This is a genomic window from Corallincola holothuriorum (genome assembly GCF_003336225.1).
GTDB lineage: Bacteria > Pseudomonadota > Gammaproteobacteria > Enterobacterales > Neiellaceae > Corallincola > Corallincola holothuriorum.
This window is the reverse complement of sequence record NZ_QPID01000010.1, coordinates 1-23,933: the sequence shown is the minus strand read 5'-3', so window position 1 is coordinate 23,933 and position 23,933 is coordinate 1. Positions and strand designations below refer to the sequence as shown.

Genomic DNA, 23,933 nt, shown 5'->3' with positions numbered 1-23,933 from the left:
AGGAGGGTTAGACGCGTTCGAAAACCGTAGCGATCCCCTGACCTAAACCGATGCACATGGTGGCGAGACCTAATTGAGCGTCTTTTTCTTCCATAATATTTAGTAGTGTCGTTGAAATTCGGGTGCCAGAGCAGCCGAGTGGGTGGCCTAGGGCGATTGCGCCACCATTTAGGTTCACCTTGTCATCGACCATATCGAGCAAACCAAGATCTTTGGCGCATGGTAATGACTGTGCCGCGAAGGCTTCATTCAGTTCCACTAAGTCGATATCGGCCATGCTCAAACCCGCACGTTTGAGTGCTTTTTGCGTTGCCGGTACCGGGCCATAGCCCATGATTGAAGGATCACAGCCAGCAATTGCCATCGAACGGACCCGTGCTCGGATGGGTAAACCCAATGCTTTGGCGCGATCTTCTGACATCACCAACATCGCCGATGCGCCATCTGACAGTGCAGAAGAGGTGCCTGCGGTCACTGTGCCGTTGACAGGATCAAATACCGGCCGCAGTTGTGCCAGAGACTCCACCGTGGTTTCCGGGCGGATCACTTCGTCATGCTTCACTTGGATCAGTGTGCCATCAGCATCGTGGCCTTCAGTGGCTAAGATCTCATTGGCAAAGCGCCCTTCGATAGTTGCAGCGTGAGCACGCTGGTGGGAGCGGGCACCAAAGGCATCTTGTTGCTCTCGGCTAATGCCGTGCATTCGTCCCAGCATTTCAGCCGTTAACCCCATCATGCCAGCGGCCTTAGCGACCGAGCGGCTGAGACCAGGATGAAAGTCGACGCCATGACTCATGGGGACATGCCCCATATGCTCAACACCGCCGACGATAAATACATCACCGGCATTGGTCATTATGGCGCGGGTGGCGTCATGTAGTGCTTGCATTGACGAGCCACATAAACGGTTGATGGTGACAGCCCCAGCACTGCGTGGCAGCCCGGCCAGCAGAGAGGCGTTTTTGGCGATATTAAATCCCTGTTCCAGGGTCTGTTGTACACAGCCCCAGATAACATCTTCAATCTCGTTGGGATCAAGATTCGGATTGCGGCTTAGAAGTCCCTGCATCAGGTGTGCAGAGAGATCTTCAGCACGTACGTTGCGAAATACGCCCCCTTTTGAGCGGCCCATCGGGGTACGAATGCAATCAACAATTACAGCGTTTTTCATGAGTAATTCCTCTCTGCCTTAGCCTGCGAAGAAGCGTTTGCTGTTGGCAGCCATCTGCCGCAGTCCATCTGTCACCTGGTACAAGGGACCAAGGTGGGCGAGTTCATCTGCTTGCGCAATAAAGCTGTCGAGCCCTATCTGATCCAGATAGCGACAGACACCGCCGCGGAACGGCGGGAAGCCTAAGCCATAAACCAGTGCCATATCCGCTTCTGCCGGTGAGGCGACAATGCCCTCCTCAAGGCAACGGATCACTTCATTACACATAGGGATCATGACCCGGGCAATGATCTCTTCATCATTGAATGTTTGAGGATTTGCTGAGACCTCTGCCAACAGTGCGGGCGTATCCGCCGCCGGTTGTTTGGCTAGCTTCCCTTTACGATCTTTTTCATAGCGATAGAAGCCGACGCCATTTTTCTGGCCAAAGCGCTGCTGTTCAAACATCACGTCGATCGCATCCCGCTGAGTTTTTGCCATCCGCTCTGGGAAGCCTTCTGCCATCACCGCCTGGGCATGATGTGCGGTATCGATACCGACGACATCGAGCAGGTAGGCGGGGCCCATCGGCCAACCGAACTGTTTCTCCATGACTTTGTCTATCTGGGTGAAATCTGCGCCATCACTGAGCAACTTAGCGAAGCCGCCAAAGTAGGGGAACAGTACGCGGTTAACAAAAAAGCCTGGGCAGTCATTGACCACAATGGGGGATTTCCCAAGTTTTGCAGCCCAAGCGACCACCGATGCAACCGTTTCGTCACTGGTCTCTTTGCCGCGGATAACTTCCACCAGAGGCATTCTGTGTACTGGGTTGAAAAAGTGCATGCCGCAGAATTTACTGGGTTGTTTTAGGCTCGCAGCCAACAGATCGATAGAGATAGTTGAAGTGTTCGAAGTGAGGATGGTGTTGTCTGTCACCTGTTGCTCCACTTCAGCTAGCACCGCGGCCTTCACTTTAGGGTTTTCGACCACTGCTTCCACGACCACATCGACATCTGCGAGAGCGTCGTAGCTAAGGGAGGGGGTAATATTGTTGAGTACGCCAGCCATTTTTGCTGCGTTCATACGGCCACGAGAAACCAGCTTCCCGAGCAGATTAGCTGCTTCATTGAGCCCAAGATCTAACGCTTCGTGACGAATATCCTTCATCACAATAGGGGTGCCTTTGGAGGCTGACTGGTAGGCGATACCACCGCCCATGATACCCGCACCGAGCACCGCGGCACGTTGAAATTTGTGTGCTGTTTTGCCGGCTCGCTTGGCTTTAGCTTTCACCAACTGGTCATTGAGGAAAATTCCTATCAAGCTTTCTGCTTGCGGACTTTTCGCTAGTTTGATGAAGCCATCTGCTTCGGCATTAAGTGCACCATCCCGGCCTTGGCTTGCTGCCTTTTCGATCGCTTTCACCGCCATCATCGGGGCTGGATAATGTTTACCTGCTTGTTGTGCCACCATCCCTTTTGCGGTGGTGAAGCACATGGCGGTTTCAATTTGGTTTAACCCCAGTGGTGAGCACTTCTGCTGCCGCCGTGCTTGCCAATCGATATCGCCATTGATGGCGCTTTTCAGCATGTTTAATGCGGCGCCATCGAGTTTGTCTGGAGCCACTACCGCATCGACCAAGCCTAAACTGAGTGCTTTATCTGCTCGATTGTCTTTCCCGGTGGTGATCAGCTCCATCGCGTTATCAGCACCAATTAAGCGTGGCAGACGCACGGTACCGCCAAAGCCGGGCATGATGCCGAGCTTCACCTCTGGTAAGCCAATTTTGGCGCTGTTGTCCGCAACCCTAAGGTCAGTGGCCAAGATCGCTTCACAGCCGCCCCCCAGAGCAAAGCCACGGATGGCACTAATGGTGGGAACAGGAAGATCTTCCAAGCGATTAAATATTTGGTTGGCGTGGTTGATCCAGCGTCGTAGTTCCTCCTCCGGCAGGGCAAAGGTGGCAAGGAACTCGGTGATGTCAGCGCCAACAATAAAGGTTTCTTTGGCAGAGCGGAGTAGAACACCTTGCAATTCACTGCTGGCGTAAAGTGCATCCAGTGCCAGATTGAAGTCTTCTAGTGTGGCTTGATCGAATTTATTAACCGAGCCTTCTGCGTCTAGCAGTAGTTCGGCGATACCTGTTTCCAAGTAGCGTACAGAGAGGGTTTTGCCTTGATATATCATTCTTTTCTCCCGTCGGGCTAGCCCGTCAAGGTAGGCGTATTATAATAACTGGTCATACCAGAAAGGCTAAGTTTGGACGCGATCTGGCTGGATTTCAACCGTTATTTTAAACGGTTGTTTAATTTTTGCTTTGCCAGCCTGTTGGGTTTCTTAATATGACGCAGGTTTTACGCTGTGCTTGGCTATTTTTGCCGTGGGGCGAGCGTGATAGTAGGTAGAAATTGTGTATGCTATGACAGTCATCATTTGGAATGTAAGCCCATGAGCGAACAACATAGCCTCCTGTTTACCCAGCATATTGCCAATTTGCAGATCCGTACTCGTGACCTATTAGCGAGAGAAGGATTGGAGTATCTCGTTATCCACTCTGGTCAGCTCAAGCGCCAGTTTCTTGATGACATGGATTATCCATTTAAAGTTAACCCTCACTTTAAAGCGTGGGTGCCAGTGATAGATAACCCCAATTGCTGGCTGATTATCAATGGCGACGATAAACCAAAGTTGTTGTTTTATCGGCCGGTAGATTTTTGGCATAAGGTGCCTGATGCGCCAGAGGATTTCTGGACTGACAACTTTGCCATCCAACTGCTGGAGAAAGCGGATGCCGCGGCCGACTGGTTGCCATCGGATCTGAGTAAAGTTGCTTATATTGGTGAGCAACAGGAGCTGGCACAGGTGCTTGGCTTTGGGCAAATTAACCCGGAAGGGGTGATCAATTACCTGCATTACCACCGCGCGTATAAAAGTGATTATGAGCTGATGGCGCTGCGCGAAGCGAATAAAATCGCTGTTGCCGGGCATCAAGCGGCAAAAGCAGCTTTTTATGGTGGAGGCTCTGAATTTGAGATCCAGTTAGCTTATCTGCAGGCCACTGGCCATGGTGAAAATGATGTGCCTTATGGCAATATTGTGGCCTTAAATGAGCACGCTTCGATTTTGCATTATATGCAGTTGGAGCGCAGCAAACCCGCGCAACACCATAGCTTTTTGATTGACGCCGGTGCCAACTTCCATGGTTACGCCGCTGATATTACCCGTACCTACAGTTTCCAACAGGACGAGTTTGCTGATCTGATTGCAGCGTTGGATGTATGTCATCATCAGATCATGGAGCAGCTCAAGCCCGGGGTCGCTTACCCCGATCTCCACAAAGCAATGCACTTGCTGATTGCTGAGGTGCTGCAACGGTTCAAATTTGTTGATATGAGTCCGGAAGCGATGATTGAAAGTGGTGTGACGCGAACCTTTTTCCCCCATGGTCTTGGCCACTTCCTTGGTCTGCAGGTTCATGATGTTGGCGGCTTTATGGCTGATGAACGTGGGACTCATCAACCGGCACCGAAACAACATCCATTTCTGCGTTTGACCCGCAAAGTCGAACCACGTCAGGTGTTTACGATTGAGCCCGGTCTTTACTTTATTGACAGTTTGTTAGCCAGCCTGCGTGATTGTGCCCATAGTACAGCCGTCAACTGGGATAAGGTGGAACAGTTCAAGCGTTATGGTGGTATTCGCATCGAAGACAACCTGATTGTGTTGCAAGATCGTACCGAGAATATGACCCGGGATCTGGGCTTGGCGTAACCGTAAATGGCTACTTATCGGGTGTTGACCGCGCCAGCCTCAGCCGAGCAGGAGATTAAACGCAGTCGATTTATTGCGCTTGCAGCCAGGGTGGCGTCGCCACAAGCGGCCAAGGCCTACATTGAGTCGGTGCGAGCGCTGCATCCCCAAGCCAGGCACGTGTGTTCCGCGTTTATTGCGGGGGCTCCGGATGATAGTCATTGTTTAGGTTTCAGTGACGATGGTGAGCCGAGCGGCACCGCCGGGCGCCCCATATTAGCGGTACTGCAAGGGGCTGGCGTTGGTCAAATCTGTATCGCCGTGGTGCGCTACTCCGGTGGCATCAAGCTGGGAACTGGCGGCTTGGTACGTGCGTATGGTGGTACTGCGCAGTTGGCAATGCAGCAGGCGCAGTGGTTGGAGGTTGAACCGGAACAGCAATTGTTGCTGCGGTTAAGTTACGACTTAACGGGGCGTGTTGAGCAGCTGCTACAGCAGTTTGAGGCTGAGTTGTTGGATTCAGTTTTTGCCGATGATGTGTTGTTTACTGTGTCGGTGCCTGAGCGTCATTGCGCTGGGCTGCAAGTGCAATTGACCAATATCTCTGGCGGACAAATCCGCTGTGTTGTGAAGCAGTAGATTGCATAATCTCTGCTTCGCCCTACACTGGCGCCATATTCGAAGAAAAACAGATCCATAACAGATGCTTGATTCGCCACAATACGCAATGGAGGCTGAGCGCTCGTAGATGCAATATCGTGCCATTATCCGCATCGTCGGGCTGTTGATTAGCCTTTTCAGTGTCACCATGGTGCCACCGATCCTCGTCTCTTTAATTTTTAAAGATGGCGGCGGCTTACCGTTCTTCCTGGCCTTCCTGTTTAACCTGTTTATTGGTTTTATGCTGTGGTTTCCAAATCGATATTCTCGTGCTGAGCTAAAAGCGCGGGAAGGCTTCCTTATTGTGGTGCTGTTTTGGACTGTGCTAGGCAGTGTGGGGGCTGTGCCACTGATGTTGACGGAAACGCCGTCGATCAGTCATACCGATGCGTTTTTTGAATCATTTTCTGGGTTAACGACGACTGGCGCGACCATTCTCACCAATCTTGAAACCTTGCCTAAAGCTGTGCTGTTCTATCGTCAGCAGCTGCAATGGCTAGGTGGTATGGGGATCATTGTGCTGGCCGTCGCCATCCTACCTATCCTTGGTGTGGGCGGTATGCAGCTTTATCGTGCTGAAGCGCCTGGGCCGGTGAAAGACTCTAAAATGACGCCTCGGATCGCCGATACCGCAAAACATCTTTGGTATATCTATGTCTCTTTGACGTTAGCCTGTGCTGCAGCCTATTGGGCCGCGGGTATGAACCTGTTTGACGCTATCTGCCACAGCTTTTCCACTATAGCTATTGGTGGCTTTTCCACCTATGACGCCAGCATCGGGCATTTTGATTCCAGTCTGATCAACCTGATTTGTGTGGTTTTTCTGCTTATCTCTGGTGCCAACTTTGCGCTGCATTACACGGCGTGGCGTGCCAAATCTATCTATCACTACCTCTCTGATCCTGAGTTTAAAGGCTTTCTGTTTTTCCAGTTAGTGATCGTGGCGGTGTGCTTTTTTGTCTTGGTGCATGGCAAGGTTTATGAAAATCCTAATTCGGCTTTGGATCATGCGTTATTCCAAGCGGTTTCCATGGGCACCACTGCTGGTTTTGCTACCACGGGCTTTCATGACTGGCCGATATTTCTGCCTATCCTGCTGATCTTTGCGTCGTTTATCGGTGGTTGTGCCGGTTCGACGGGGGGAGGGATGAAGGTAGTTAGAGTGCTGATCCTGCACCTGCAGGGAATGCGAGAACTAAAGCGACTGGTACACCCGAAAGCGATTATCAGTATTAAACTGGGCTCGCGCCCGCTCTCCGAGCGGGTAATTGAAGCGATTTGGGGCTTCTTTTCTGCTTATACCTTGGTATTTATCTTCTGCATGCTGCTTTTGATCGCCACTGGAATGGATGACCTCACCGCATTTTCTGCGGTGGCAGCTTGTCTGAATAACCTGGGGCCAGGTTTAGGCGAGGTGGCATCTCATTATGGTGAGATCCCTGATAGCAGCAAGTGGGTGTTGATTATAGCCATGTTGTTTGGGCGTCTTGAGATCTTTACCCTGTTGGTGATCTTTACTCCGGCGTTCTGGCGTAACTAATTCAATTTGGCTATTTAAGGATTATTCATGGCGCGTTATTTGATGGCGTTTCACAGTCGTGAAGGACAAACGTTTAAGATCACTAACCGTTTGGCGGAGCGACTAAAGGCCCGTGGGCATGAGGTGGAGCTGGTGAGCATTCCTGAGTTGGCTGCCACTTTTTCTATTGCCGGTTATGATGGCATCGTGATTGGTGCTTCGATCCGTTATGGTCATTTCAGCCAACTGTTTTATCAGTTTATTCAACGTCATCACCATGCGCTGGCCAGCGTACCATCGGCTTTCTTTGGAGTGAATTTGACTGCGCGTAAAGCGGATAAGAACACTCCAGAGACTAACGCCTATATGCGCAAATTTGCCGTTAAATCTCCTTGGCACCCTACTGTGCAAGGGGTGTTTGCTGGTGCTTGCGTTTACTCTAAGTATCGCTGGTATGACAAAGCGATCATTCGTTTGATTATGAAAATGACCAAGGGACCAACCGATCCTGGTCAGGATGTAGAGTTCACCGACTGGCAGGCGGTGGATAGCTTTGCTGGTCAACTAGATAAGATGGTTTGTTAGTACTTACTTGCGCCAGAAGGTTGGCAGTAAAAGAACTGCCGCAGTGGTGATCTCAAGCCGTCCCAGTAACATCGCGATACTCAATAGCCATTTTGCCGTATCTGGTAGGTCAGCAAAGTTCCCTGATGGACCAATCTGATCCCCTAGCCCTGGCCCCACATTGGTGAGCGCGGTGAGCGCACCGGTGAGAGCGGTGAGTGGTTCAATCCCCAGCATGGCAAGCGCCAAAGAGAGTAACACCCAAGTGAGAAAAAACAGGTGCATCAGTACGATCATCGAAGTGATGATCTCATCTGATATTTCTCTGTCGTTGTATTTACGTGGAAATATGCCGGCAGGGTGTACCAGACGTTTCATATGTTGGTAGATCACCTTAAAGGCGACTTGAAAGCGGAATATTTTCAGCCCGCCCGCGGTGGAGCCAGAGCAACCACCGACAAAGGTTAGAAAGAAGAACATTACCACCGCTAAGCTGCCCCACTGGGTGTAGTCCCCTAAAGCAAATCCTGTCGTGGTGATCACTGAAACGATGTTAAACAGCGTGAGGCGCAGGGCATCAATATAATCTACCGGTTCAACTTGCCACATCCAGACGCTTAAGATCAGTGTGGTGACGGCAATCAGTGCGAGGTAGCCGCTGACCTGTTCATCCCGCCAAATCTTTAGGCTGCGACGTCGGATCATCAAGATAAACAGAATAAAGGGCAGTCCTCCCAACAGCATAAACACGCTGCCTACCCAGTGGCTGGCGCTGGAAAACTCAGCCATGGAGGAATCAGAGGTAGAAAAACCGCCGGTGGAAAGCGTGGTCATGGCGTGACAAACGGCTTCAAACAGGCTCATACCAGTCAACCAGTAGCAGAGACTACACAGCAGGGTTAAGCCGATATAAAGCCATAGCAGTTGTTGCGTGTAGCGGCGGGTTTGCGGTACGGGTTTATCTGACCAATCGGATGATTCGGTTTGGAACAGGCGCATGCCGCCAACATTGAGAAACGGTAAAATACCTACACCCATGACAATAAAGCCGATGCCGCCGAGCCATTGCAGCAGTGAGCGCCAGATTAGGATACTGCGGGGTAGGGCATCCAGCCCCGACATCACGGTGCTGCCGGTGGTGGTAACGCCTGACATGGTTTCAAAGAAAGCGTCGGTGTAACTGGTGTGGGGTACAAATATCAGAGGAAGTGCTGCAAACGCGGTCATCACCAACCAAGTCAAGGTAGTGAGCATAAACATATCTCGTACCCGCATAGTTAACTGGCTGAGTGAGCGTCGGGTGCCTCGTCCCAGAGCTAACAGTACGATGGCTGAAATTGCGGTTACGCCAGCGGATTGCACATAATGGAAGGTGAGCCCGTCATGATCGATGAATGATAGCCCCAATGGGATCACCATCAGCATGGTCAATTTTGAGAGAAATAGGCCTATCAGCAAACAGATAAGCCGGTAGTTTATGGTAGACATTTGCTAACTGCAGGCTCTAGAAAAAGAACGGGCTGGGTTGGAACAGCTTCTCTACTTCACCGACATACTTCTTGTCGACCAGGAACATAATTACGTGGTCGTTTGACTCGATGACCGTGCTCTTATGGGCAATTAGCACCTCTTCTCCTCGCACAACTGCGCCTATGGTGGTGCCCGGCGGGAGTTTGATGTCGCGCACGGCACGACCCACTACTTTCGATTGGTTTTTATCGCCGTGAGCTATCGCTTCAATCGCTTCGGCAGCACCGTGTCGCAATGAATAGACGTTAACAATGTCTGCTTTCCGCACATGGGATAACAGTGCCGAGATGGTTGCGGTTTGCGGGCTGATGGCGATATCAATTTCGCCGCCCTGTACCAGGTCTACGTATGCGCCGCGCTGGATCAATACCATTACCTTGGCTGCACCCATCCGCTTGGCGAGCATCGCCGACATGATGTTGGCTTCATCATCATTCGTGACGGCGATGAAGACATCGGTTTGTTCAATATGTTCTTCGCCAAGCAGCTCTTGATCCGATGCGTCACCGCAAAATACCGTGGTTTTACTCAATTCGTTGGCAAGATAAGTTGCGCGATTGGGGCTGCGTTCAATCAATTTGACTTGATGGCGCTCTTCTAGCGCTCTGGCCAGACCCAGACCGATATTGCCCCCACCGGCGATCATGATCTTCTTGTAACTGCGTTCAAGCTTCTGCATCTCCGACATCACCGCGCGGATATGGCGGCTATCGGCGATAAAGAACACTTCATCATCCGCTTCGATAATTGTGGTGCCCTGGGGTCTAATAGGGCGCCCTTGGCGGAAAATCGCGGCAACACGGGTTTCAATATTCGGCATATGCTCGCGCAAAGCTGACAGTGCACGACCAACCAATAAGCCACCATAGTAGGCTTTCACCGCCACCAATGAGGCGCGTCCCTCAGCAAACTCCATCACCTGTAGAGCGCCGGGATAGTTAACTAAGCGATTGATATATTGAGTAACGAGCTGCTCTGGGGCGATGAAGTGGTCGACCGGAATATCCTGGCTGTGAAACAGCTGCGCTTTGTGGTGCAGGTACTGGTCTGAACGGATCCGGGCGATTTTGGTTGGCGTATTAAACAGACTGAAAGCAACCTGACAGGCGATCATATTAATCTCATCACTATCAGTGACGGCAATTAACATATCGGCATCTTCAGCGCCCGCATTGCGCATGATATCGGGGTGAGGGGCATGACCGGCAATGACCTGCAGATCGAGCTTGTCCTTGAGTTCGCGCAGGCGTTCGCCATCTCTATCTACGACAGTGATCTCGTTACGCTCGCTGACCAGATTTTCAGCCAGCGTGGCCCCTACTTGCCCTGCACCCAGAATAATAATCTTCATTGACGTAAAATTTAGTCATGTTTTGCAGAGATTATAGAGGCTTATGCGAGGATAAGCTTGACCTTATCCCGCACTTTTTCGCTGTTTAGTTCAGTTGCTTACGCAGAAGTGCGTAATAGAAGCCATCCATCTGCTGTTCGCCGGGCAGGATCTGCCAACCGGGCGTGTCTACGTTGTCTCGATTATTGATGTTGAGCAGTTCAGCGTCTGCTTGGGTGTGCAAAAAGCGTTTAACCTGTTCGCTGTTCTCTTCTGGCAAGATGGAGCAGGTGGCGTAAAGTAGCGTGCCACCGGGCTTGAGGAGTTTCCACATTGCGCTAAGGATCTCAGCTTGCAGTGTTGCTAACTTGGCGATGTCGTCGTTGCGGCGCAGCCATTTGATATCCGGATGTCTGCGGATGACGCCTGTGGCAGAGCAGGGCGCATCAAGTAGGATGCGGTCAAATTGGTCACCACTCCACCATGCATCGGGGTTAGCGGCATCACCACAAATAACCGTGGCATTTAGACTGAGGCGGGCAAGGTTTTCATGCACTCGCTTTAAACGGCTTTCTTCAATATCTAGGGCAACCAGTTGTTTGAGATCCGGCACCATTTCAGCGATGTGGGCGGTTTTTCCGCCCGGTGCAGCGCAGGCATCTAGTATCTGTTCTCCCGCTTGGCCAGCCATCAATGATGCGGCAAACTGCGGTGCGCCGTCCTGCACGGAAACTAGGCCATCATTAAAGCCTGGAAGCTTTTGTACATCGACAGCGCTATCTAGGCAGATGGCGCCATGGCGCTGCGCTGGTTGACAGGGGATCTCAGCGTCAAGCAACAGCTGCTGGTAGGCCTGTGGCGCCACTTTAGCTTGATTAGGGCGTAGCCACATTGGCGCGGCTTGATTATTGGCTTTTGCGATCTGCTGCCATTGGTCTGGATAAGCTCGTTTCAGCCTATTCAGTAACCATCCAGGATGGTCGTGTTTTATCGCATCGGCTGTCTCATTGCTGGCTAACGCAGCTTCGAGCGCTTGTTGCTGACGCTGAAAATTACGCAGAATAGCGTTGACCAACCCTTTTAGCCTAGGCTGCTTCAGTTTGACTGCCGCAGCGACGGTCTCGGCAACGGCAGCGTGCGCAGGAATGCGACTGGCGATGAGTTGGTAAACCCCAACCATCAACAGAAAATGAACGGTTCGCAGCTTGCCGGTGAGTTTTTTCTCCAGCAGTTGATTAAGAAAAAATTCCAGCGTTGGCAGCTGCCTCAAAACGCCGTAGCAAAGCTGTTGTAGCAGTGCTTTGTCGCGGCCATCTTGTAATCGACTTTGTTGCGGTGGCAGCGCCTGCGTCAGGCTTTGCCCTTTATCAACGACTTGGAATAAGACTTGTGCAGCCAGTGCACGGATATTGGGGTTAGCTGTTGTCATCGGAACTCAATATGGTGCCTGGCTCGAACCAAGCCTTGCGAGCATTGAGGATATCTGCAGCCGGTAGGGCTTTTTTGCCCGGTAACTGCAACTGGGTTAACTTTATCTGTCCCTGTCCGGTGGCCACTATGATCCCTTCACCGTCGGCGCTGAGGATAGTGCCAGCAACGGCATTCGTTGCATTGTCGATCACTTCCATATCATGCACTTTGACGATGGCATCAGCTACATGAAACTGGCTGCCTGGCCAGGGCGTAAATGCGCGACGGCGCTGATCGATGACAGAGGCAGGGAGTCGCCAGTCGATTTTGGCTTCGGCTTTGTTGAGCTTTTTTGCATAACTGGCGCTTGCATCATCTTGCGCCTCTGGAGTGATGTCGCCATCAGCTATCCGTTCAAGTGTTTGCAATAAAGCGTCTGGACCTAGCTCTGCGAGGGTTTCATATAGGCTGGCACTGGTGGTCTTGGGGGTAATATCGCAAACCACTTTATGCAGCATATCACCCGTATCCAAGCCGATATCCATCTGCATAATGGTAATACCGGTTTGCTGATCTCCAGCCCAGATTGCGCGTTGGATCGGCGCCGCGCCACGCCATTTCGGCAACAAGGAACCATGCACGTTAATGCACCCCAATTTCGGCGTGTCGAGTACTGAGCTGGGCAGAAGTAAACCGTAAGCCACGACCACCATGATATCGGCATTAAGCGCCTTAAGCTGTTCAACATCCTCTGCTTGCTTGAAGTTGCTAGGTTGAAATAGCGGAATCTGGTGGCTTTCCGCTAACTGCTTGACGGCGCTAGCTTGTAGCTTTTTGCCACGTCCGGCTGGGCGGTCTGGCTGAGTGTAGGCTGCCACCACTCGATGCTCACTGCTGATAAGCCGCGCTAAGTGGCGAGCGGCAAAGTCAGGGGTACCGGCAAAAACGATATTTAATGGGCGTGACACAATGACCTCTGTTTATGACGCTGAACGGGCAGCTAGCTTGGCTTCTTTTTCTAGCTTTTTCTTAATTCGCTGCCGCTTTAGGGGCGACAGATAATCAACAAACAGCTTCCCTTGCAGGTGATCTAATTCATGCTGAATACAGATAGCCAGCAAACCTTCTGCCTCTAGCTGGTATTTTTCGCCGTTACTATCTAACGCTTCTACGGTGACTTTTTCTGCGCGCTCGACCGACGCATAGGTGCCAGGTACTGATAGGCAACCCTCTTCATTGCACTGGATACCATCGCGGGCAATGATCACCGGATTGATAAATACGCGGGGTGTATCACTTTTTTCGGACACATCCATTACAACGATCTGCTTATGGATGTTAACCTGTGTCGCTGCGAGGCCGACGCCGTTTTCGTCGCGCATAGTTTCGAACATGTCATCGACAATTTTGCGAACTTCGTCGTTGACCTCCGGCACCGGTGACGCTACGGTGCGAAGACGTTCGTCAGGAAAATGAAGGACTTCTAAAACCGCCATGGTATTTGGACTCTTCTTTTTTGGACTATTAATAGAACAGTGGTTGCCATGCCGACATTCTAGCCAGTCATGGCTGGGAAAAACAGCATGGTCTTATTATGAAGACAAATAACAACAAGGAAGGTTTCCGCGTGAGAACAAGACTGCTTGCCTTGGTTGCGGGACTTACTCTAGTGATAACGGCAGCTTATGCTACCGAAATCGAATTGAACCCCGACTATCCTGAAACCTATATCGTGCAGAAGGGCGATACGCTTTGGGATATATCTTCTATGTTCCTGAAAACGCCATGGCTGTGGCCTAAGCTATGGCAGGCGAATCCGCAAATTGATAACCCTCACCTGATCTACCCTGGTGATGAGTTGCAGCTGGTCTGGATTAATGAGCAACCTAAGCTCGTTAAATCCAAACCCTCTTCAACCCGGATTGTAAAATTGGGGCCTAAGGTTCGTACCAGTGAACCGAAAGCACCGATCCCAACGATCCCACTTAAAGAGATCCGTCCGTTCCTGATTTATGAGCAGGTATTGTCGGAGGAAGAGATCGCTAGCCTACCCTATGTTTTGGGAACAAACGACGGCACTACGCGCTCTAGCTATCCACAGACCATGTATGCGAAGGGCGTTGATGCGCCGCAGGGACAGCTGTTCGGTATTTATCGACCAGGTGAAGCCCTGATGCATCCGGAAACGGAAGAGTTGCTGGGTTATGAAGCCAAGTTGGTGGCGATTGCGAAATCTATGCCGGCAGGTAACTTCACTAAGCTTGAGATTGTTGAAAGCAAGTATGAAGTGCGTAATGGCGATAAGTTGATCCCAGTACTTGAGCGTGAAGTGTTACCGGCGTTCTTTGAACCCCATGAGCCTAACCGCTTAGTGAAAGGTCATATCATCCATACTGCCAACTACTCCAAGTACGTGGGTAAGTTTGATGTGGTTGCGATGAGCATTGGTGAAAATCACAATATCGAAGCCGGTCATGTATTAGCGATTATGCAGCCTGGCGCCGTGATGTACGATGAGCCGCCTGAACGCCCCCAGTATGAAGACGACGCTAATGCGCTTGAAAAAATGGCGATTGAATTTGGTGATGAAGAGGTGATCGTTCAATTACCCGATGAGCGCGTCGGAGAGCTGCTAGTGTTTCGAGTGTATGAAAAGGTCAGTTATGGCTTGATTATGCGCACGGACAAGCCTGTGAAGCAGTTGGATATTGTAACCAACCCATAGCGAGAGCTCGTGAGTATGCGCCAACCAAGTTGCAATATTGAACGTTGGTTGGTGTTGTCTCAACTTCCAAGATTTGGCGGCCGTAGTGCCGCCAAATTGCTTTCTAAATACAGCATTGAGCAAGTCTTTAGTATTGCTCCTGCCCAACTCCCCTTAACCCAGCCGCAAATAACGGCATTGAGTTCACCTGATTGGCGGTTAATTGACAACTGTTTGCAGTGGGCTCAGCAGGAGCTATGTCATATAGTCTCTCGGTCGTGCGCCGCTTATCCACCGTTACTCAACGAGTTACCCGATCCGCCGCCGTTACTTTTCGTTTGTGGTGATGTGACGTTACTTGCGCAACCGCAGCTGGCTGTGGTGGGTAGCCGCGCGGCCTTGCCCAACCATTTGGAGAATACGCGGACGTTAGTTGCGCCGATCGCTGCGGCGGGCATGTGTATTACCAGTGGATTGGCGCGTGGGGTTGATGGCACTGCTCATCGCACTGCTTTACAAAACAAAGGTAAGACAATTGCGGTGATGGCCACCGGCTCTGATCGGATCTATCCCGCGGGTCATCGTGATTTGGCTCACCAAATCGTTGATCAAGGCGGTGCGTTGGTTAGCGAATTTGTGCCGGGCACGCCGCCTTTAAAGCAACACTTTCCCAAACGTAATCGTATTGTCAGTGGCCTCTCTTTGGGCACCTTGGTGATTGCTGCAGGATTAAAGAGCGGCTCCTTGATCACCGCCAGGTTAGCAGCGGAGCAAGGCCGGGAGGTATTTGCTGTTCCAGGGGCAATGTCAGACCCCGAAGCGGCAGGTTGTCATCAATTAATTAAGTTGGGAGCTAAATTAGTTACTTCTCCGGTCGATATATTAGAGGAGGTGATGACATCGCATGTGATAGCGATAGAAAAACCTCTGCAATCAAAATTGCCAAGTGGCAGTTTGTTGGATAGTGTAGGAGATGTGGCTACTCCTTTAGATCTGATTGTCAGTCGCAGCGGCCGCAGTATCGAAGCGGTGATGCAGCAGCTGACTATGTTAGAGATCGAAGGTGAAGTAGCTGTCGTACCAGGTGGTTACCAGCGAGTGAGGAGGACCGATTATGTTTGATATCCTCATGTACCTTTTTGAAAATTACATCCACAGTGATGTAGAGGTGATGGTCGATCATGAGGAATTAACCTCAGAGTTGACCCGCGCAGGCTTTAGGCGTGATGAAATTTCAAAAGCTTTAGGCTGGTTAGAGGGGCTTGCCGAGTTGCAAGACAGTGACAGACATCCCTACTTAGTGCGTAGCGATGCTGTCTCAACCAGAGTGTATACAGCTGAAGAAGCGCAGCAGCTTGATGCTGAATGTCGCGGTTTCCTGATGTTTTTAGAGAATATCCAGGTGTTGGATATGGAAACGCGGGAAATGGTCGTTGATCGAGTGATGGAACTTGATATGGAAAGTATCGAACTGGAAGACCTGAAATGGGTGATCCTGATGGTGCTTTTCAACGTGCCAGGTCGCGAAGGCGCTTACTCTCAGATGGAAGATTTGGTGTTTGAGGTCAACGAAGGCTTTCTCCATTAAAAGAAAGCGAGGCCTGTCATGGTGAAAATTGATTCGACGCTGTTCGATGCGTCGCAGCGCGCTATCGAAAAATCTCAGGAAAAGTGCCCCGAATGCGGGGCTTCTTTGGTTTTACGGGGCAGTGGTTCCGGACCTTTTTGGGGTTGTAGCAATTACCCTGAGTGTCACTTCAGCCGTCCTACCCATGCGCAAGAGCATCGTATTGAGCGCGAATTGGAGTTGCCGTGTCCCGATTGCGAGAAACCATTGGCGCTGAAACAGGGGCGTTATGGATTTTTTATCGGCTGTACCGGTTACCCTGAATGCCACTATCACACTCAGTTAGAAACCTCTGATGATACCGGTTTTAAGTGCCCTAAATGCCAATCTGGCGAGCTGACTCAGCGAACCAATCGCTATGGCAAAACATTCTATGCTTGCAATGCTTATCCTAAGTGCCAGTTCGCGGTGAATCATCCACCTCATTTGGGCAACTGTGAATTTTGTGGTTTTGGTTTGTTGCTGGAAAGAAAGCTGGCCTCCGGTGACCAGCTTCAGTGTGCGAATAAGCGGTGCGGAAAAAAGCAGACCCGCCCCGATTGATATCTACAGTAGCGCTTGTGCCGCTTGGTGCAAACCGGGGAAGTCTGCTTCATCAAGCTGCTTGAGCAGTGCCGCTAAACGCTTTTTCAACTCAGCTTTATCTTCAGCGCAGACATTGATGTGACCCATTTTGCGTCCGGCACGCTTATCTTTGTCATACCAGTGCAGGTGGACCCCATCGAGCTGATGGATGCTGTTGGGGATATTATCTGTACCGATCACGTTGACCATGGCTGCCGCTGATACTAATTGAGTGTTGCCAATGGCTAAGCCGCAGACTGCGCGCAAATGGTTTTCAAACTGGCATACATCAGCGCCTTGCTGGGTCCAATGTCCTGAATTATGCACTCTGGGTGCTATTTCGTTGACCAGCAACTTGCCGTCAACATCAAAAAACTCTATCGCCAGCACACCAACGTAATCCAGTGTCTTCGTAAGCTTCTCAAATGCATGGGTGGCTTGCTGCTGCAATTGCTCTGTGTCGGTAAGGGCAACAGACAGGCTCAAGATGCCATTCTCATGATGATTTTGGGTAAGAGGGTAGACCTTCACCGAACCATCTTTGCCGCGCGCACCAATGACTGATACTTCGCGGTCAAATGGGATCCACGCTTCGGCGACTATCGCCTGATTAGCACTGCTTTCTTGGAGAAAAGACGAGACTTCAGCCCATACCTGAGCGGCGTCCGCTGTGGTTTTTAGTCGCCACTGACCTTTGCCGTCATAACCTTCTAGGGCGCTTTTCAGTACCAGTGGTAGACCGATAGAGGCAATCGCTTGATGCAGGTCAGCCTCTGTGCTGACAACCTGATATTTGGCATTGGGGACATCAGCACTATCGAGAAGTTGCTTCTCCAAGCGACGGTCACCTCCTATGCGGATCGCTTCCGCGCCAGGCCGGAATTTGCCACTGGCTTGGCATTGACTGAGGATATCTTGCGGAATATGTTCGAACTCCGCAGTGACCACGTCGCAGTCGATCAAGCCGGCGGCCAGATCCTGCTGATAATTCTCCAGCGTCAATGGGTGAACCACTGTATGGCTGCGTACATCGTACGCTTTTACCTTCAAGCCTAACGGTGCGCCAGCGAGGGACATCATGCGAGCCAACTGGCCCGCACCCAATACCAGTACCTGCATGCTTACTCCTGGGAAGGATCCGGTTGGCTAAGAACAGTATCGGTTTGGCTTTGGCGGAACTCATCCACTTTTGCCATGATTGCGGGATCAAATGCGCCAATGATCTGTGCTGCCAAAAGGCCTGCATTTGCTGCGCCGGCATCACCTATGGCTAAGGTGCCAACCGCGACCCCTTTGGGCATCTGCACAATAGAGAGCAGTGAGTCGATACCTTTTAGCATGCGCGATTGCACTGGCACACCCAGAACGGGCAGACTGGTGAAGGCCGCTGTCATCCCTGGCAGGTGAGCTGCACCGCCTGCACCACCGATGATCACTTTCAATCCTCTGGCTTGTGCCGATCCTGCATACTCAGCCAGTAGGTGAGGCGTGCGATGGGCTGAGACCACTTTGGTTTCATATTGAATGCCAAAATGATCCAGCATATCTGCTGCGTGCTTCATGGTGGGCCAATCTGATTTGGACCCCATAATAATACCTACTTGCATTGCCTCTCCTGCTGTTTGACTGTCAGAGCGCTATAAGAAGCCGAATTATAGCCGTTTCCGTCAACAAGTTGAATTGAGTCATCGAGAATGCTCTCTACCTGCCGCGGTTGGCCTCTTTGCTGTGTGCTGTGCTATAAACGACGCCAGTGTTTAATCGCCGTAAGATGATACCTTAATAGATGTTTGTTGATGCCGTCGAAGCGTTAAAGCAAGGTGAGCTTATCGCCTATCCAACTGAGGCTGTGTTTGGCTTGGGTTGTGATCCTAACAATGAACAAGCGCTAACAAAGTTGTTAGCGTTAAAGCAGCGACCAGCGGAAAAAGGTTTGATCCTTATTGCCGCCGACTACAGCCAGCTCCTGCCATATATTGATGATACGGCACTTACCCCTGAGCGTCGTGCGGAGGTGTTTGCCTGTTGGCCAGGCCCTGTTACCTGGACTTTGCCAAAATCATCAACTTGTCCGGCATTGGTTTCTGGGCTATTTGATAGTGTGGCGGTACGAGTGTCGGCGCATCCAGTGGTGACCGCTTTATGTGTCGAATTTGGCGGGGCGATTGTTTCTACCAGTGCCAACCTGGCTGGCCAAGAACCTGCTCGAACTGCATCAGCTTTGGCACCGGAGGTGTTGCTGGATGTGGCTGTGGTTATTGATGAAGCGGTTGGCGGCAATGCTGCGCCCTCCGAGATCCGTAATGGTCTTACAGGACAGATCCTACGTTCTAGCTGATAGAAGGAATCAGGTGTGCAAGATGTAGATAAATACGCGGTAAAAGCTTATTTGCTCGCCCTACAAGATGCCATTTGTGATGGTTTAGCGGCGATTGATGGCGTTGCAAGCTTTGCAGAAGATGCCTGGCAGCGAGATCCTGCAAAAGACCACTTGGGTGGCGGTGGTAGAAGTCGGGTGTTGAAAGGTGGCCGGGTGTTTGAGCAGGCGGGTGTCAATTTTAGCCATGTCACGGGGCATGAGATGCCTGCTTCGGCCACTGCCCACCGTCCAGAATTGGCTGGGCGAAGTTTTGAGGCGCTGGGTGTTTCTCTCGTCATTCATCCCAACAACCCCTTTGTGCCGACTTCCCATGCCAATGTCCGATTCTTCATTGCTGAAAAAGAGGGAGAGGCACCGGTATGGTGGTTTGGTGGCGGTTTTGATTTAACGCCTTTTTACCCGTTTGAAGAGGATGTGTTGCACTGGCACCAAACAGCGTCAGATCTTTGCCAACCGTTTGGTGATGAGTGCTATCCGAAGTACAAACAGTGGTGTGATGACTACTTTTACCTCAAGCATCGGGATGAAACCCGTGGTGTCGGCGGTTTGTTTTTTGATGATCTGAACAGCCCTGGCTTTGCCCAAAGCTTTGCTTTTATGCAGGCGGTGGGTGATGGCTTTCTGCGGGCTTATCTACCTATCGTGGAAAAGCGTTGGCAGACCCCCTTTAATGAATCGCAGCGACAATTTCAGCTCTATCGTCGTGGTCGTTATGTTGAGTTTAACCTGGTGTATGACCGTGGCACGCTGTTTGGTTTGCAAACTGGCGGACGTACGGAGTCTATTTTGATGTCGATGCCGCCGTTGGTGGCTTGGGAATATAACTGGCAGCCGGCTGAAGGCTCACCGGAGCAGTTACTTTATGAGCGCTACCTTAAACCGCAGAACTGGCTAGGCTGATAACAGTAAAAAGGCAACGAACCGTTGCCTTTTTTCATTCAATCTTTTGCCCCAACCGCATCGTCTAAGTCATCAACGTCAATATCATCGTTGGGACTATCGTCATCACTTTCATCGGAGCTCTGTTTGGAAGAGCCGAACAGTGTAAACACACGGCGCTTTTGCGTGCGTTTTAGGTACTTCTCCCAGATCTTGGTTTCCAGAGTGGTGGCTGTTTGCTCGGTTTGGAATGTATCGACAAAAGCTTGCTCCTCTGCCGTAGCGGGAGCGCGGGTGCCTTCATATAAAGCTTGATACGTGCGCCCCTGACTCTCTAGTAGGGCCGCTTCCTGCTTGGTGAAGTCGCCACTACGGCTGAACCCTCGTGGATAATTTTTGTCGTCAAAAAAGCGCTTCTCTGCTACAAAACTGTTAGTCGCCATCTTATTTCAACTCAGTTGGTTTTCTTGCCCTAAGTCACTTGGTGTTTCACCAAGCGGGTGAACGAATCTGGTTTTGCGAAGTAATAGCAATAGACCTTTGGGTCGTAAAACAAAAAAATTTTAACGCCACGTGAAAAAATTTCGGAGATAACGTTGGATACCGAGTTGCTAAAAACATTTTTGGAGGTGCAGCGTACGCGCCATTTTGGTCAGGCAGCGGAGAATCTTTTTCTTACACCTTCTGCCGTGAGCTTTCGGATCAGACAGTTAGAGACGTTAATGGGGGCAACACTGTTCACCCGCCATCGGAATAATATTCAACTCACCGGGGCCGGTGAACGCTTAGTTGGACATGCGGATGCCATGTTGTTGGCATGGAAACGGGCACAGCAGGAGGTCGCTTTAGATAGTCGTCAGATGTCGCAACTGGCTATCGCTGCGCCAGCCAATATTTGGGATGCTAGTTTACAAACCTCGTTGGCGAACATTGGTATCAGTATGCCGGGGGTGGGGTTGCGGGCTGAGATCTGTGCGCCGGCACAGGGCATGAAGTTACTGCAGGCCCGAACTATCGACCTACTCATGATGTTTGATCCCCCAGCCAATGAAGAGACAGTGCAACACTCCTTGTTTGATCTTGATTTAATTATGGTGAGCAGCATCGAGGGGCAGGGGCTAGATGAGGCCTTGTCCAGTCGATATCTGCGGGTGGATTGGGGCACGGCGTTTAGTATTCGTCACGCACAGGAGCTTCCCCGTGCTGGCGCGGCCATATTGCATACGCCGTCAGCAAGGATCGCCTTAGAGTTTATGTTGCAGTCTGGTGGCGCTGTTTACCTGCCAAAGCTGATGGTGGAAAGTTATCTGCAACAGAAAGAACTCTTTGCTGTTGTAGACGCCCCGGTCATCACGCGGCGTGTACACGGTGTTTATCATTGTCAAAATCAGCAGTTGGAAGCATTGCAGCAGGTCGTGGCTCTACTGGATCAAACCTCTGGCTGATTTCGCATATGATCAGCCAGACTGGCGAACGATAGGCGTAATTGCTCGCGTAATAGGGGCGTATCAATCTCTGTGTCCAGCGCTTTGCCCATGCAGAACATCCACTGGTCTCGCATCTGCTTATCGATTTTGAAGGGCAGGTGGCGTGCACGTAGCCGCGGGTGGCCATATTTCTCTTCGAATAGACCTGGCCCACCGAGCCAGCCACTGAGAAACTCAAAGAAACGTTCACGGATGCTATCCAGTGGCATCGGATGAATGGCCAGTAATTCCGCAGCTTCTGGTGCGGTTTCCATGATGTCGTAGAAGCGGTTAGCTAGTCGCTTTACGGCAATTTCACCGCCCATCAGCTGGTAAGGCGATTGCTCCGGCGTGGGATGAGTCCGTGTTGATGATGACTTGTCTCCAATGCGAAAAAGCTTTCTAATCATCTCATTGCTTCCGAATAAGAATTTTCCTATGGACCAGTACGCAGTGTTTGGTAATCCCATTGGCCACAGCAAGTCGCCAATGATCCACACCTTCTTTGCCCGCCAAACGGCGCAGGATATCAGCTATCAAGCGATACTGGCACCTGTCGATGGTTTCGAGTCAGCGGTGCAGGCGTTTTTCAGCCAAGGTGGCAAAGGTTGTAACGTGACGGTGCCATTTAAAGAGCAAGCTTACGTTTATGCGACGCAATTAACGCCGAGAGCGAAAATCGCTGGCGCAGTTAATACCCTCAAGCGTCTTGATGATGGTGGTGTTATTGGTGATAACACCGACGGCGAAGGCTTGGTGCAAGACCTGCTGCTACATGGCATCTCATTAGCTGACAAGCGGATATTGCTCTTAGGTGCAGGTGGTGCAGCTCGAGGAGCGTTGTTACCCCTGCTTGAACAAAAGCCCGCAGAATTGAGGATTGCAAATCGTACCGAAGCGAAAGCGCAGGCGTTAGCGTCACTGGCTGCTGAGTTTGGGCCCGTCAGTGCATCTGGTTTTGCCGAACTTGGCGATACGCCGTTTGATCTCATCATCAACTCCACGTCAGCGAGTTTAAGTGGTGATGTACCGCCGATATCGGAACAGCTTATTGCCACTGATACTGTTTGCTACGATATGGCGTATAGCGAAGAAGACACTGCTTTTGTTGCTTGGGCGAAAGCGCAGGGGAGCCGTTATGTACTGGATGGTTTAGGCATGTTGGTAGCACAGGCTGCGGAATCATTTGCTATCTGGCGTGGCATTAAGCCGGGCACCAAGTCTGTATTGGCGGAAATGCGGCGTAATCTGGGGCGGCGATAGCTGCTCAACTTACGACTACAAGATAAAGCGCCTCAACATCTTCTATATAGAGGCGCAGATCGCCTGCCCACCTAAGTTGCTTCTTGGCGAACCATTTCTATATATTCATCTTTAAGCACAACATAGTTATTTGCTGACCGCTTTAGAAAACTTAACTCCGCTTCACTTAATGGTCGTGCCTGTTTTGCAGGGTTACCTTTATATAGGTAACCCGATGTTAAAGTCTTATTAGGGGGGACTACGCTACCTGCAGCGATGATGACATCATCTTCTACAGTGACATTGTCCATAACCACCGCACTCATTCCCACCAAAACCCGATCACCGATAACGCAACCATGAAGCATGACCTGATGGCCAATGGTGACATCTTCACCTATCAGCGTCGGGTAGCCTTGCGGGTTTTCACTACTTACACGGGTAACGTGGACAATACTGCCATCCTGAATGTTACTGCGAGCCCCGATCTCTATTCGATTCACATCGCCGCGTATCACGACCATAGGCCAGACACTGACATCTTTCGCCAAACTGACAGCACCAATCACCACTGCGTGTTCATCAACATAAGCCGTGGCGGATAAATGGGGCAATTCTTCCTTATAAGGTCTTAACATATTGCGATCCTAACAATGAGAGCCCTGAGAGTATGACCGATCTGCATAAAGGAGGCGAATAAGCCGGAAACTACGCACTTAACCTGCATAGATAGTGACTATGCAGATCAACTCGTATAATAAGCAGCCAACTTGTGGTCAACCCATATAGGACAAGGATTGAGCGTTTTTAAATATATCTAAAATCTTTCATAAAAAGCGTTGACGGCAGGATTAATCTCCCTATAATGCCGCCTCACTCGCTCAGGGCGAGGCAGCGGGAAGAAACGAACGGTTTAAGTTTTTATCTTTCTTCTGGTCACTTAGTAAAAAAGATGTTTTTACTGGGTTGACAGCGGGGCAGAGAAGCGTAGAATGCGCAGCCCTTGCCGCGGACAACGAATGAGTTGGCCGGGCAGCCAAGCTAAGGTTTGGCGAGATGCAACAGCATCGTTCTTTAACAATTTGGTCAGACAATCTGTGTGGGCGCTCACGGGTGTTGAAGTAATCAAAGATTATTCAACGAAACGTAAGCGAC

The 23,933-nt window shown here is 50.8% G+C and carries 23 protein-coding genes and 1 pseudogene; 12 read left to right on the top strand and 12 right to left on the bottom strand.

The window, feature by feature from the left end:
* Positions 1–7: 7 nt before the first annotated feature.
* Both fadA and fadB read right to left on the bottom strand, forming a co-directional pair.
* Complete coding sequence (gene fadA, locus DU002_RS15135) at positions 8–1,171, bottom strand: acetyl-CoA C-acyltransferase FadA (protein ID WP_114339250.1); 1,164 nt, start codon at positions 1,169–1,171, stop codon at positions 8–10.
* Positions 1,172–1,189: 18 nt separating this feature from the next.
* The gene (fadB, locus tag DU002_RS15130) at positions 1,190–3,340 is read right to left on the bottom strand and encodes a fatty acid oxidation complex subunit alpha FadB (RefSeq protein ID WP_114339249.1); all 2,151 of its coding nucleotides are present in this window, start codon (positions 3,338–3,340) and stop codon (positions 1,190–1,192) included.
* 261 nt (positions 3,341–3,601) lie between these two features.
* On the opposite strand from fadB, the gene pepQ reads away from it, so the two are divergent.
* The 4 genes from pepQ to hemG all read left to right on the top strand — a co-directional run bounded on the left by pepQ (position 3,602) and on the right by hemG (position 7,667).
* Positions 3,602–4,924, top strand: coding sequence for a Xaa-Pro dipeptidase (pepQ, locus tag DU002_RS15125; protein WP_114339248.1), 1,323 nt, complete (start codon positions 3,602–3,604; stop codon positions 4,922–4,924).
* 6 nt (positions 4,925–4,930) lie between these two features.
* Positions 4,931–5,542: a YigZ family protein gene (locus DU002_RS15120; protein ID WP_114339247.1), complete on the top strand. Its 612-nt coding sequence runs from the start codon at positions 4,931–4,933 to the stop codon at positions 5,540–5,542.
* A gap of 109 nt (positions 5,543–5,651) precedes the next feature.
* Positions 5,652–7,103, top strand: coding sequence for a TrkH family potassium uptake protein (locus tag DU002_RS15115; RefSeq protein ID WP_114339246.1), 1,452 nt, complete (start codon positions 5,652–5,654; stop codon positions 7,101–7,103).
* Positions 7,104–7,130: 27 nt separating this feature from the next.
* Entirely contained in the window at positions 7,131–7,667 is a 537-nt protein-coding gene (hemG, locus tag DU002_RS15110; RefSeq protein WP_114339245.1) for a menaquinone-dependent protoporphyrinogen IX dehydrogenase, read from the top strand.
* A 3-nt stretch (positions 7,668–7,670) separates the two neighbouring features.
* On the opposite strand, the gene DU002_RS15105 is transcribed toward hemG, so the two are convergent.
* From DU002_RS15105 to def, 5 genes and pseudogenes are all read right to left on the bottom strand, one after another.
* A complete protein-coding gene (locus DU002_RS15105; protein ID WP_114339244.1) occupies positions 7,671–9,134 on the bottom strand; it encodes a TrkH family potassium uptake protein in 1,464 nt (487 codons plus the stop codon).
* Positions 9,135–9,150: 16 nt separating this feature from the next.
* Positions 9,151–10,530 (bottom strand): annotated as a pseudogene (trkA, locus tag DU002_RS15100) (Trk system potassium transporter TrkA); the annotation flags it as partial.
* An 82-nt stretch (positions 10,531–10,612) separates the two neighbouring features.
* Complete coding sequence (gene rsmB / locus DU002_RS15095; protein WP_114339242.1) at positions 10,613–11,935, bottom strand: 16S rRNA (cytosine(967)-C(5))-methyltransferase RsmB; 1,323 nt, start codon at positions 11,933–11,935, stop codon at positions 10,613–10,615.
* Positions 11,922–12,884: a methionyl-tRNA formyltransferase gene (gene fmt / locus DU002_RS15090; RefSeq protein WP_114339241.1), complete on the bottom strand. Its 963-nt coding sequence runs from the start codon at positions 12,882–12,884 to the stop codon at positions 11,922–11,924. The genes rsmB and fmt overlap by 14 nt, the downstream gene beginning before the upstream one ends.
* A 12-nt stretch (positions 12,885–12,896) precedes the next feature.
* Entirely contained in the window at positions 12,897–13,412 is a 516-nt protein-coding gene (gene def, locus DU002_RS15085) for a peptide deformylase (protein ID WP_114339240.1), read from the bottom strand.
* Positions 13,413–13,543: 131 nt separating this feature from the next.
* On the opposite strand from def, the gene DU002_RS15080 reads away from it, so the two are divergent.
* Genes DU002_RS15080 through DU002_RS15065 form a run of 4 tightly spaced genes read left to right on the top strand, consistent with a single transcriptional unit; the run spans position 13,544 to position 16,790 of the window.
* The gene (locus DU002_RS15080) at positions 13,544–14,641 is read left to right on the top strand and encodes a LysM peptidoglycan-binding domain-containing protein (RefSeq protein ID WP_158538078.1); all 1,098 of its coding nucleotides are present in this window, start codon (positions 13,544–13,546) and stop codon (positions 14,639–14,641) included.
* A 15-nt stretch (positions 14,642–14,656) separates the two neighbouring features.
* Positions 14,657–15,742, top strand: a complete 1,086-nt coding sequence (dprA, locus tag DU002_RS15075; RefSeq protein WP_114339238.1) for a DNA-processing protein DprA — start codon at positions 14,657–14,659, stop codon at positions 15,740–15,742.
* On the top strand, positions 15,735–16,208 hold the full coding sequence (locus DU002_RS15070; protein WP_114339237.1) for a DUF494 family protein: 474 nt from the start codon (positions 15,735–15,737) through the stop codon (positions 16,206–16,208). The genes dprA and DU002_RS15070 overlap by 8 nt, the downstream gene beginning before the upstream one ends.
* Positions 16,209–16,226: 18 nt before the next feature.
* Positions 16,227–16,790, top strand: coding sequence for a DNA topoisomerase family protein (locus tag DU002_RS15065; RefSeq protein ID WP_114339236.1), 564 nt, complete (start codon positions 16,227–16,229; stop codon positions 16,788–16,790).
* Between the two features lie 3 nt (positions 16,791–16,793).
* Here the strand turns inward: DU002_RS15065 and DU002_RS15060 are convergent, their stop codons facing one another.
* Positions 16,794–17,930: a 5-(carboxyamino)imidazole ribonucleotide synthase gene (locus tag DU002_RS15060; protein WP_114339235.1), complete on the bottom strand. Its 1,137-nt coding sequence runs from the start codon at positions 17,928–17,930 to the stop codon at positions 16,794–16,796.
* A gap of 2 nt (positions 17,931–17,932) precedes the next feature.
* A complete protein-coding gene (purE, locus tag DU002_RS15055) occupies positions 17,933–18,418 on the bottom strand; it encodes a 5-(carboxyamino)imidazole ribonucleotide mutase (RefSeq protein WP_114339234.1) in 486 nt (161 codons plus the stop codon).
* 179 nt (positions 18,419–18,597) lie between these two features.
* Between purE and DU002_RS15050 the strand changes: the two genes are divergently transcribed.
* On the top strand, positions 18,598–19,149 hold the full coding sequence (locus tag DU002_RS15050; protein WP_114339233.1) for a Sua5/YciO/YrdC/YwlC family protein: 552 nt from the start codon (positions 18,598–18,600) through the stop codon (positions 19,147–19,149).
* A 15-nt stretch (positions 19,150–19,164) separates the two neighbouring features.
* The gene (hemF, locus tag DU002_RS15045; RefSeq protein ID WP_114339232.1) at positions 19,165–20,091 is read left to right on the top strand and encodes an oxygen-dependent coproporphyrinogen oxidase; all 927 of its coding nucleotides are present in this window, start codon (positions 19,165–19,167) and stop codon (positions 20,089–20,091) included.
* A gap of 38 nt (positions 20,092–20,129) precedes the next feature.
* On the opposite strand, the gene maoP is transcribed toward hemF, so the two are convergent.
* Positions 20,130–20,513 carry a DUF413 domain-containing protein gene (gene maoP / locus DU002_RS15040; RefSeq protein ID WP_114339231.1) on the bottom strand — a complete coding sequence of 128 codons (384 nt, stop codon included), beginning with the start codon at positions 20,511–20,513 and terminating at the stop codon, positions 20,130–20,132.
* 153 nt (positions 20,514–20,666) lie between these two features.
* On the opposite strand from maoP, the gene DU002_RS15035 reads away from it, so the two are divergent.
* Positions 20,667–21,515, top strand: coding sequence for a LysR family transcriptional regulator (locus DU002_RS15035; protein ID WP_114339230.1), 849 nt, complete (start codon positions 20,667–20,669; stop codon positions 21,513–21,515).
* On the opposite strand, the gene DU002_RS15030 is transcribed toward DU002_RS15035, so the two are convergent.
* Entirely contained in the window at positions 21,500–21,946 is a 447-nt protein-coding gene (locus DU002_RS15030; RefSeq protein WP_114339229.1) for a group II truncated hemoglobin, read from the bottom strand. The genes DU002_RS15035 and DU002_RS15030 overlap by 16 nt on opposite strands.
* A 28-nt stretch (positions 21,947–21,974) precedes the next feature.
* On the opposite strand from DU002_RS15030, the gene aroE reads away from it, so the two are divergent.
* A complete protein-coding gene (gene aroE, locus DU002_RS15025; protein WP_114339228.1) occupies positions 21,975–22,799 on the top strand; it encodes a shikimate dehydrogenase in 825 nt (274 codons plus the stop codon).
* Between the two features lie 71 nt (positions 22,800–22,870).
* Here the strand turns inward: aroE and DU002_RS15020 are convergent, their stop codons facing one another.
* On the bottom strand, positions 22,871–23,416 hold the full coding sequence (locus DU002_RS15020) for a gamma carbonic anhydrase family protein (RefSeq protein WP_114339227.1): 546 nt from the start codon (positions 23,414–23,416) through the stop codon (positions 22,871–22,873).
* Positions 23,417–23,933: the final 517 nt, after the last annotated feature.

What these genes read in the sequence shown, in the direction of transcription:
- fadA (WP_114339250.1), bottom strand. Translation starts at nt 1,171, where the DNA reads ATGAAAAACGCTGTAATTGTTGATTGCATTCGTACCCCGATGGGCCGC.
- fadB (WP_114339249.1), bottom strand. Translation starts at nt 3,340, where the DNA reads ATGATATATCAAGGCAAAACCCTCTCTGTACGCTACTTGGAAACAGGT.
- pepQ (WP_114339248.1), top strand. Translation starts at nt 3,602, where the DNA reads ATGAGCGAACAACATAGCCTCCTGTTTACCCAGCATATTGCCAATTTG.
- DU002_RS15120 (WP_114339247.1), top strand. Translation starts at nt 4,931, where the DNA reads ATGGCTACTTATCGGGTGTTGACCGCGCCAGCCTCAGCCGAGCAGGAG.
- DU002_RS15115 (WP_114339246.1), top strand. Translation starts at nt 5,652, where the DNA reads ATGCAATATCGTGCCATTATCCGCATCGTCGGGCTGTTGATTAGCCTT.
- hemG (WP_114339245.1), top strand. Translation starts at nt 7,131, where the DNA reads ATGGCGCGTTATTTGATGGCGTTTCACAGTCGTGAAGGACAAACGTTT.
- DU002_RS15105 (WP_114339244.1), bottom strand. Translation starts at nt 9,134, where the DNA reads ATGTCTACCATAAACTACCGGCTTATCTGTTTGCTGATAGGCCTATTT.
- rsmB (WP_114339242.1), bottom strand. Translation starts at nt 11,935, where the DNA reads ATGACAACAGCTAACCCCAATATCCGTGCACTGGCTGCACAAGTCTTA.
- def (WP_114339240.1), bottom strand. Translation starts at nt 13,412, where the DNA reads ATGGCGGTTTTAGAAGTCCTTCATTTTCCTGACGAACGTCTTCGCACC.
- dprA (WP_114339238.1), top strand. Translation starts at nt 14,657, where the DNA reads ATGCGCCAACCAAGTTGCAATATTGAACGTTGGTTGGTGTTGTCTCAA.
- DU002_RS15070 (WP_114339237.1), top strand. Translation starts at nt 15,735, where the DNA reads ATGTTTGATATCCTCATGTACCTTTTTGAAAATTACATCCACAGTGAT.
- DU002_RS15065 (WP_114339236.1), top strand. Translation starts at nt 16,227, where the DNA reads ATGGTGAAAATTGATTCGACGCTGTTCGATGCGTCGCAGCGCGCTATC.
- DU002_RS15060 (WP_114339235.1), bottom strand. Translation starts at nt 17,930, where the DNA reads ATGCAGGTACTGGTATTGGGTGCGGGCCAGTTGGCTCGCATGATGTCC.
- purE (WP_114339234.1), bottom strand. Translation starts at nt 18,418, where the DNA reads ATGCAAGTAGGTATTATTATGGGGTCCAAATCAGATTGGCCCACCATG.
- DU002_RS15050 (WP_114339233.1), top strand. Translation starts at nt 18,598, where the DNA reads ATGTTTGTTGATGCCGTCGAAGCGTTAAAGCAAGGTGAGCTTATCGCC.
- maoP (WP_114339231.1), bottom strand. Translation starts at nt 20,513, where the DNA reads ATGGCGACTAACAGTTTTGTAGCAGAGAAGCGCTTTTTTGACGACAAA.
- DU002_RS15030 (WP_114339229.1), bottom strand. Translation starts at nt 21,946, where the DNA reads ATGATTAGAAAGCTTTTTCGCATTGGAGACAAGTCATCATCAACACGG.
- aroE (WP_114339228.1), top strand. Translation starts at nt 21,975, where the DNA reads ATGGACCAGTACGCAGTGTTTGGTAATCCCATTGGCCACAGCAAGTCG.
- DU002_RS15020 (WP_114339227.1), bottom strand. Translation starts at nt 23,416, where the DNA reads ATGTTAAGACCTTATAAGGAAGAATTGCCCCATTTATCCGCCACGGCT.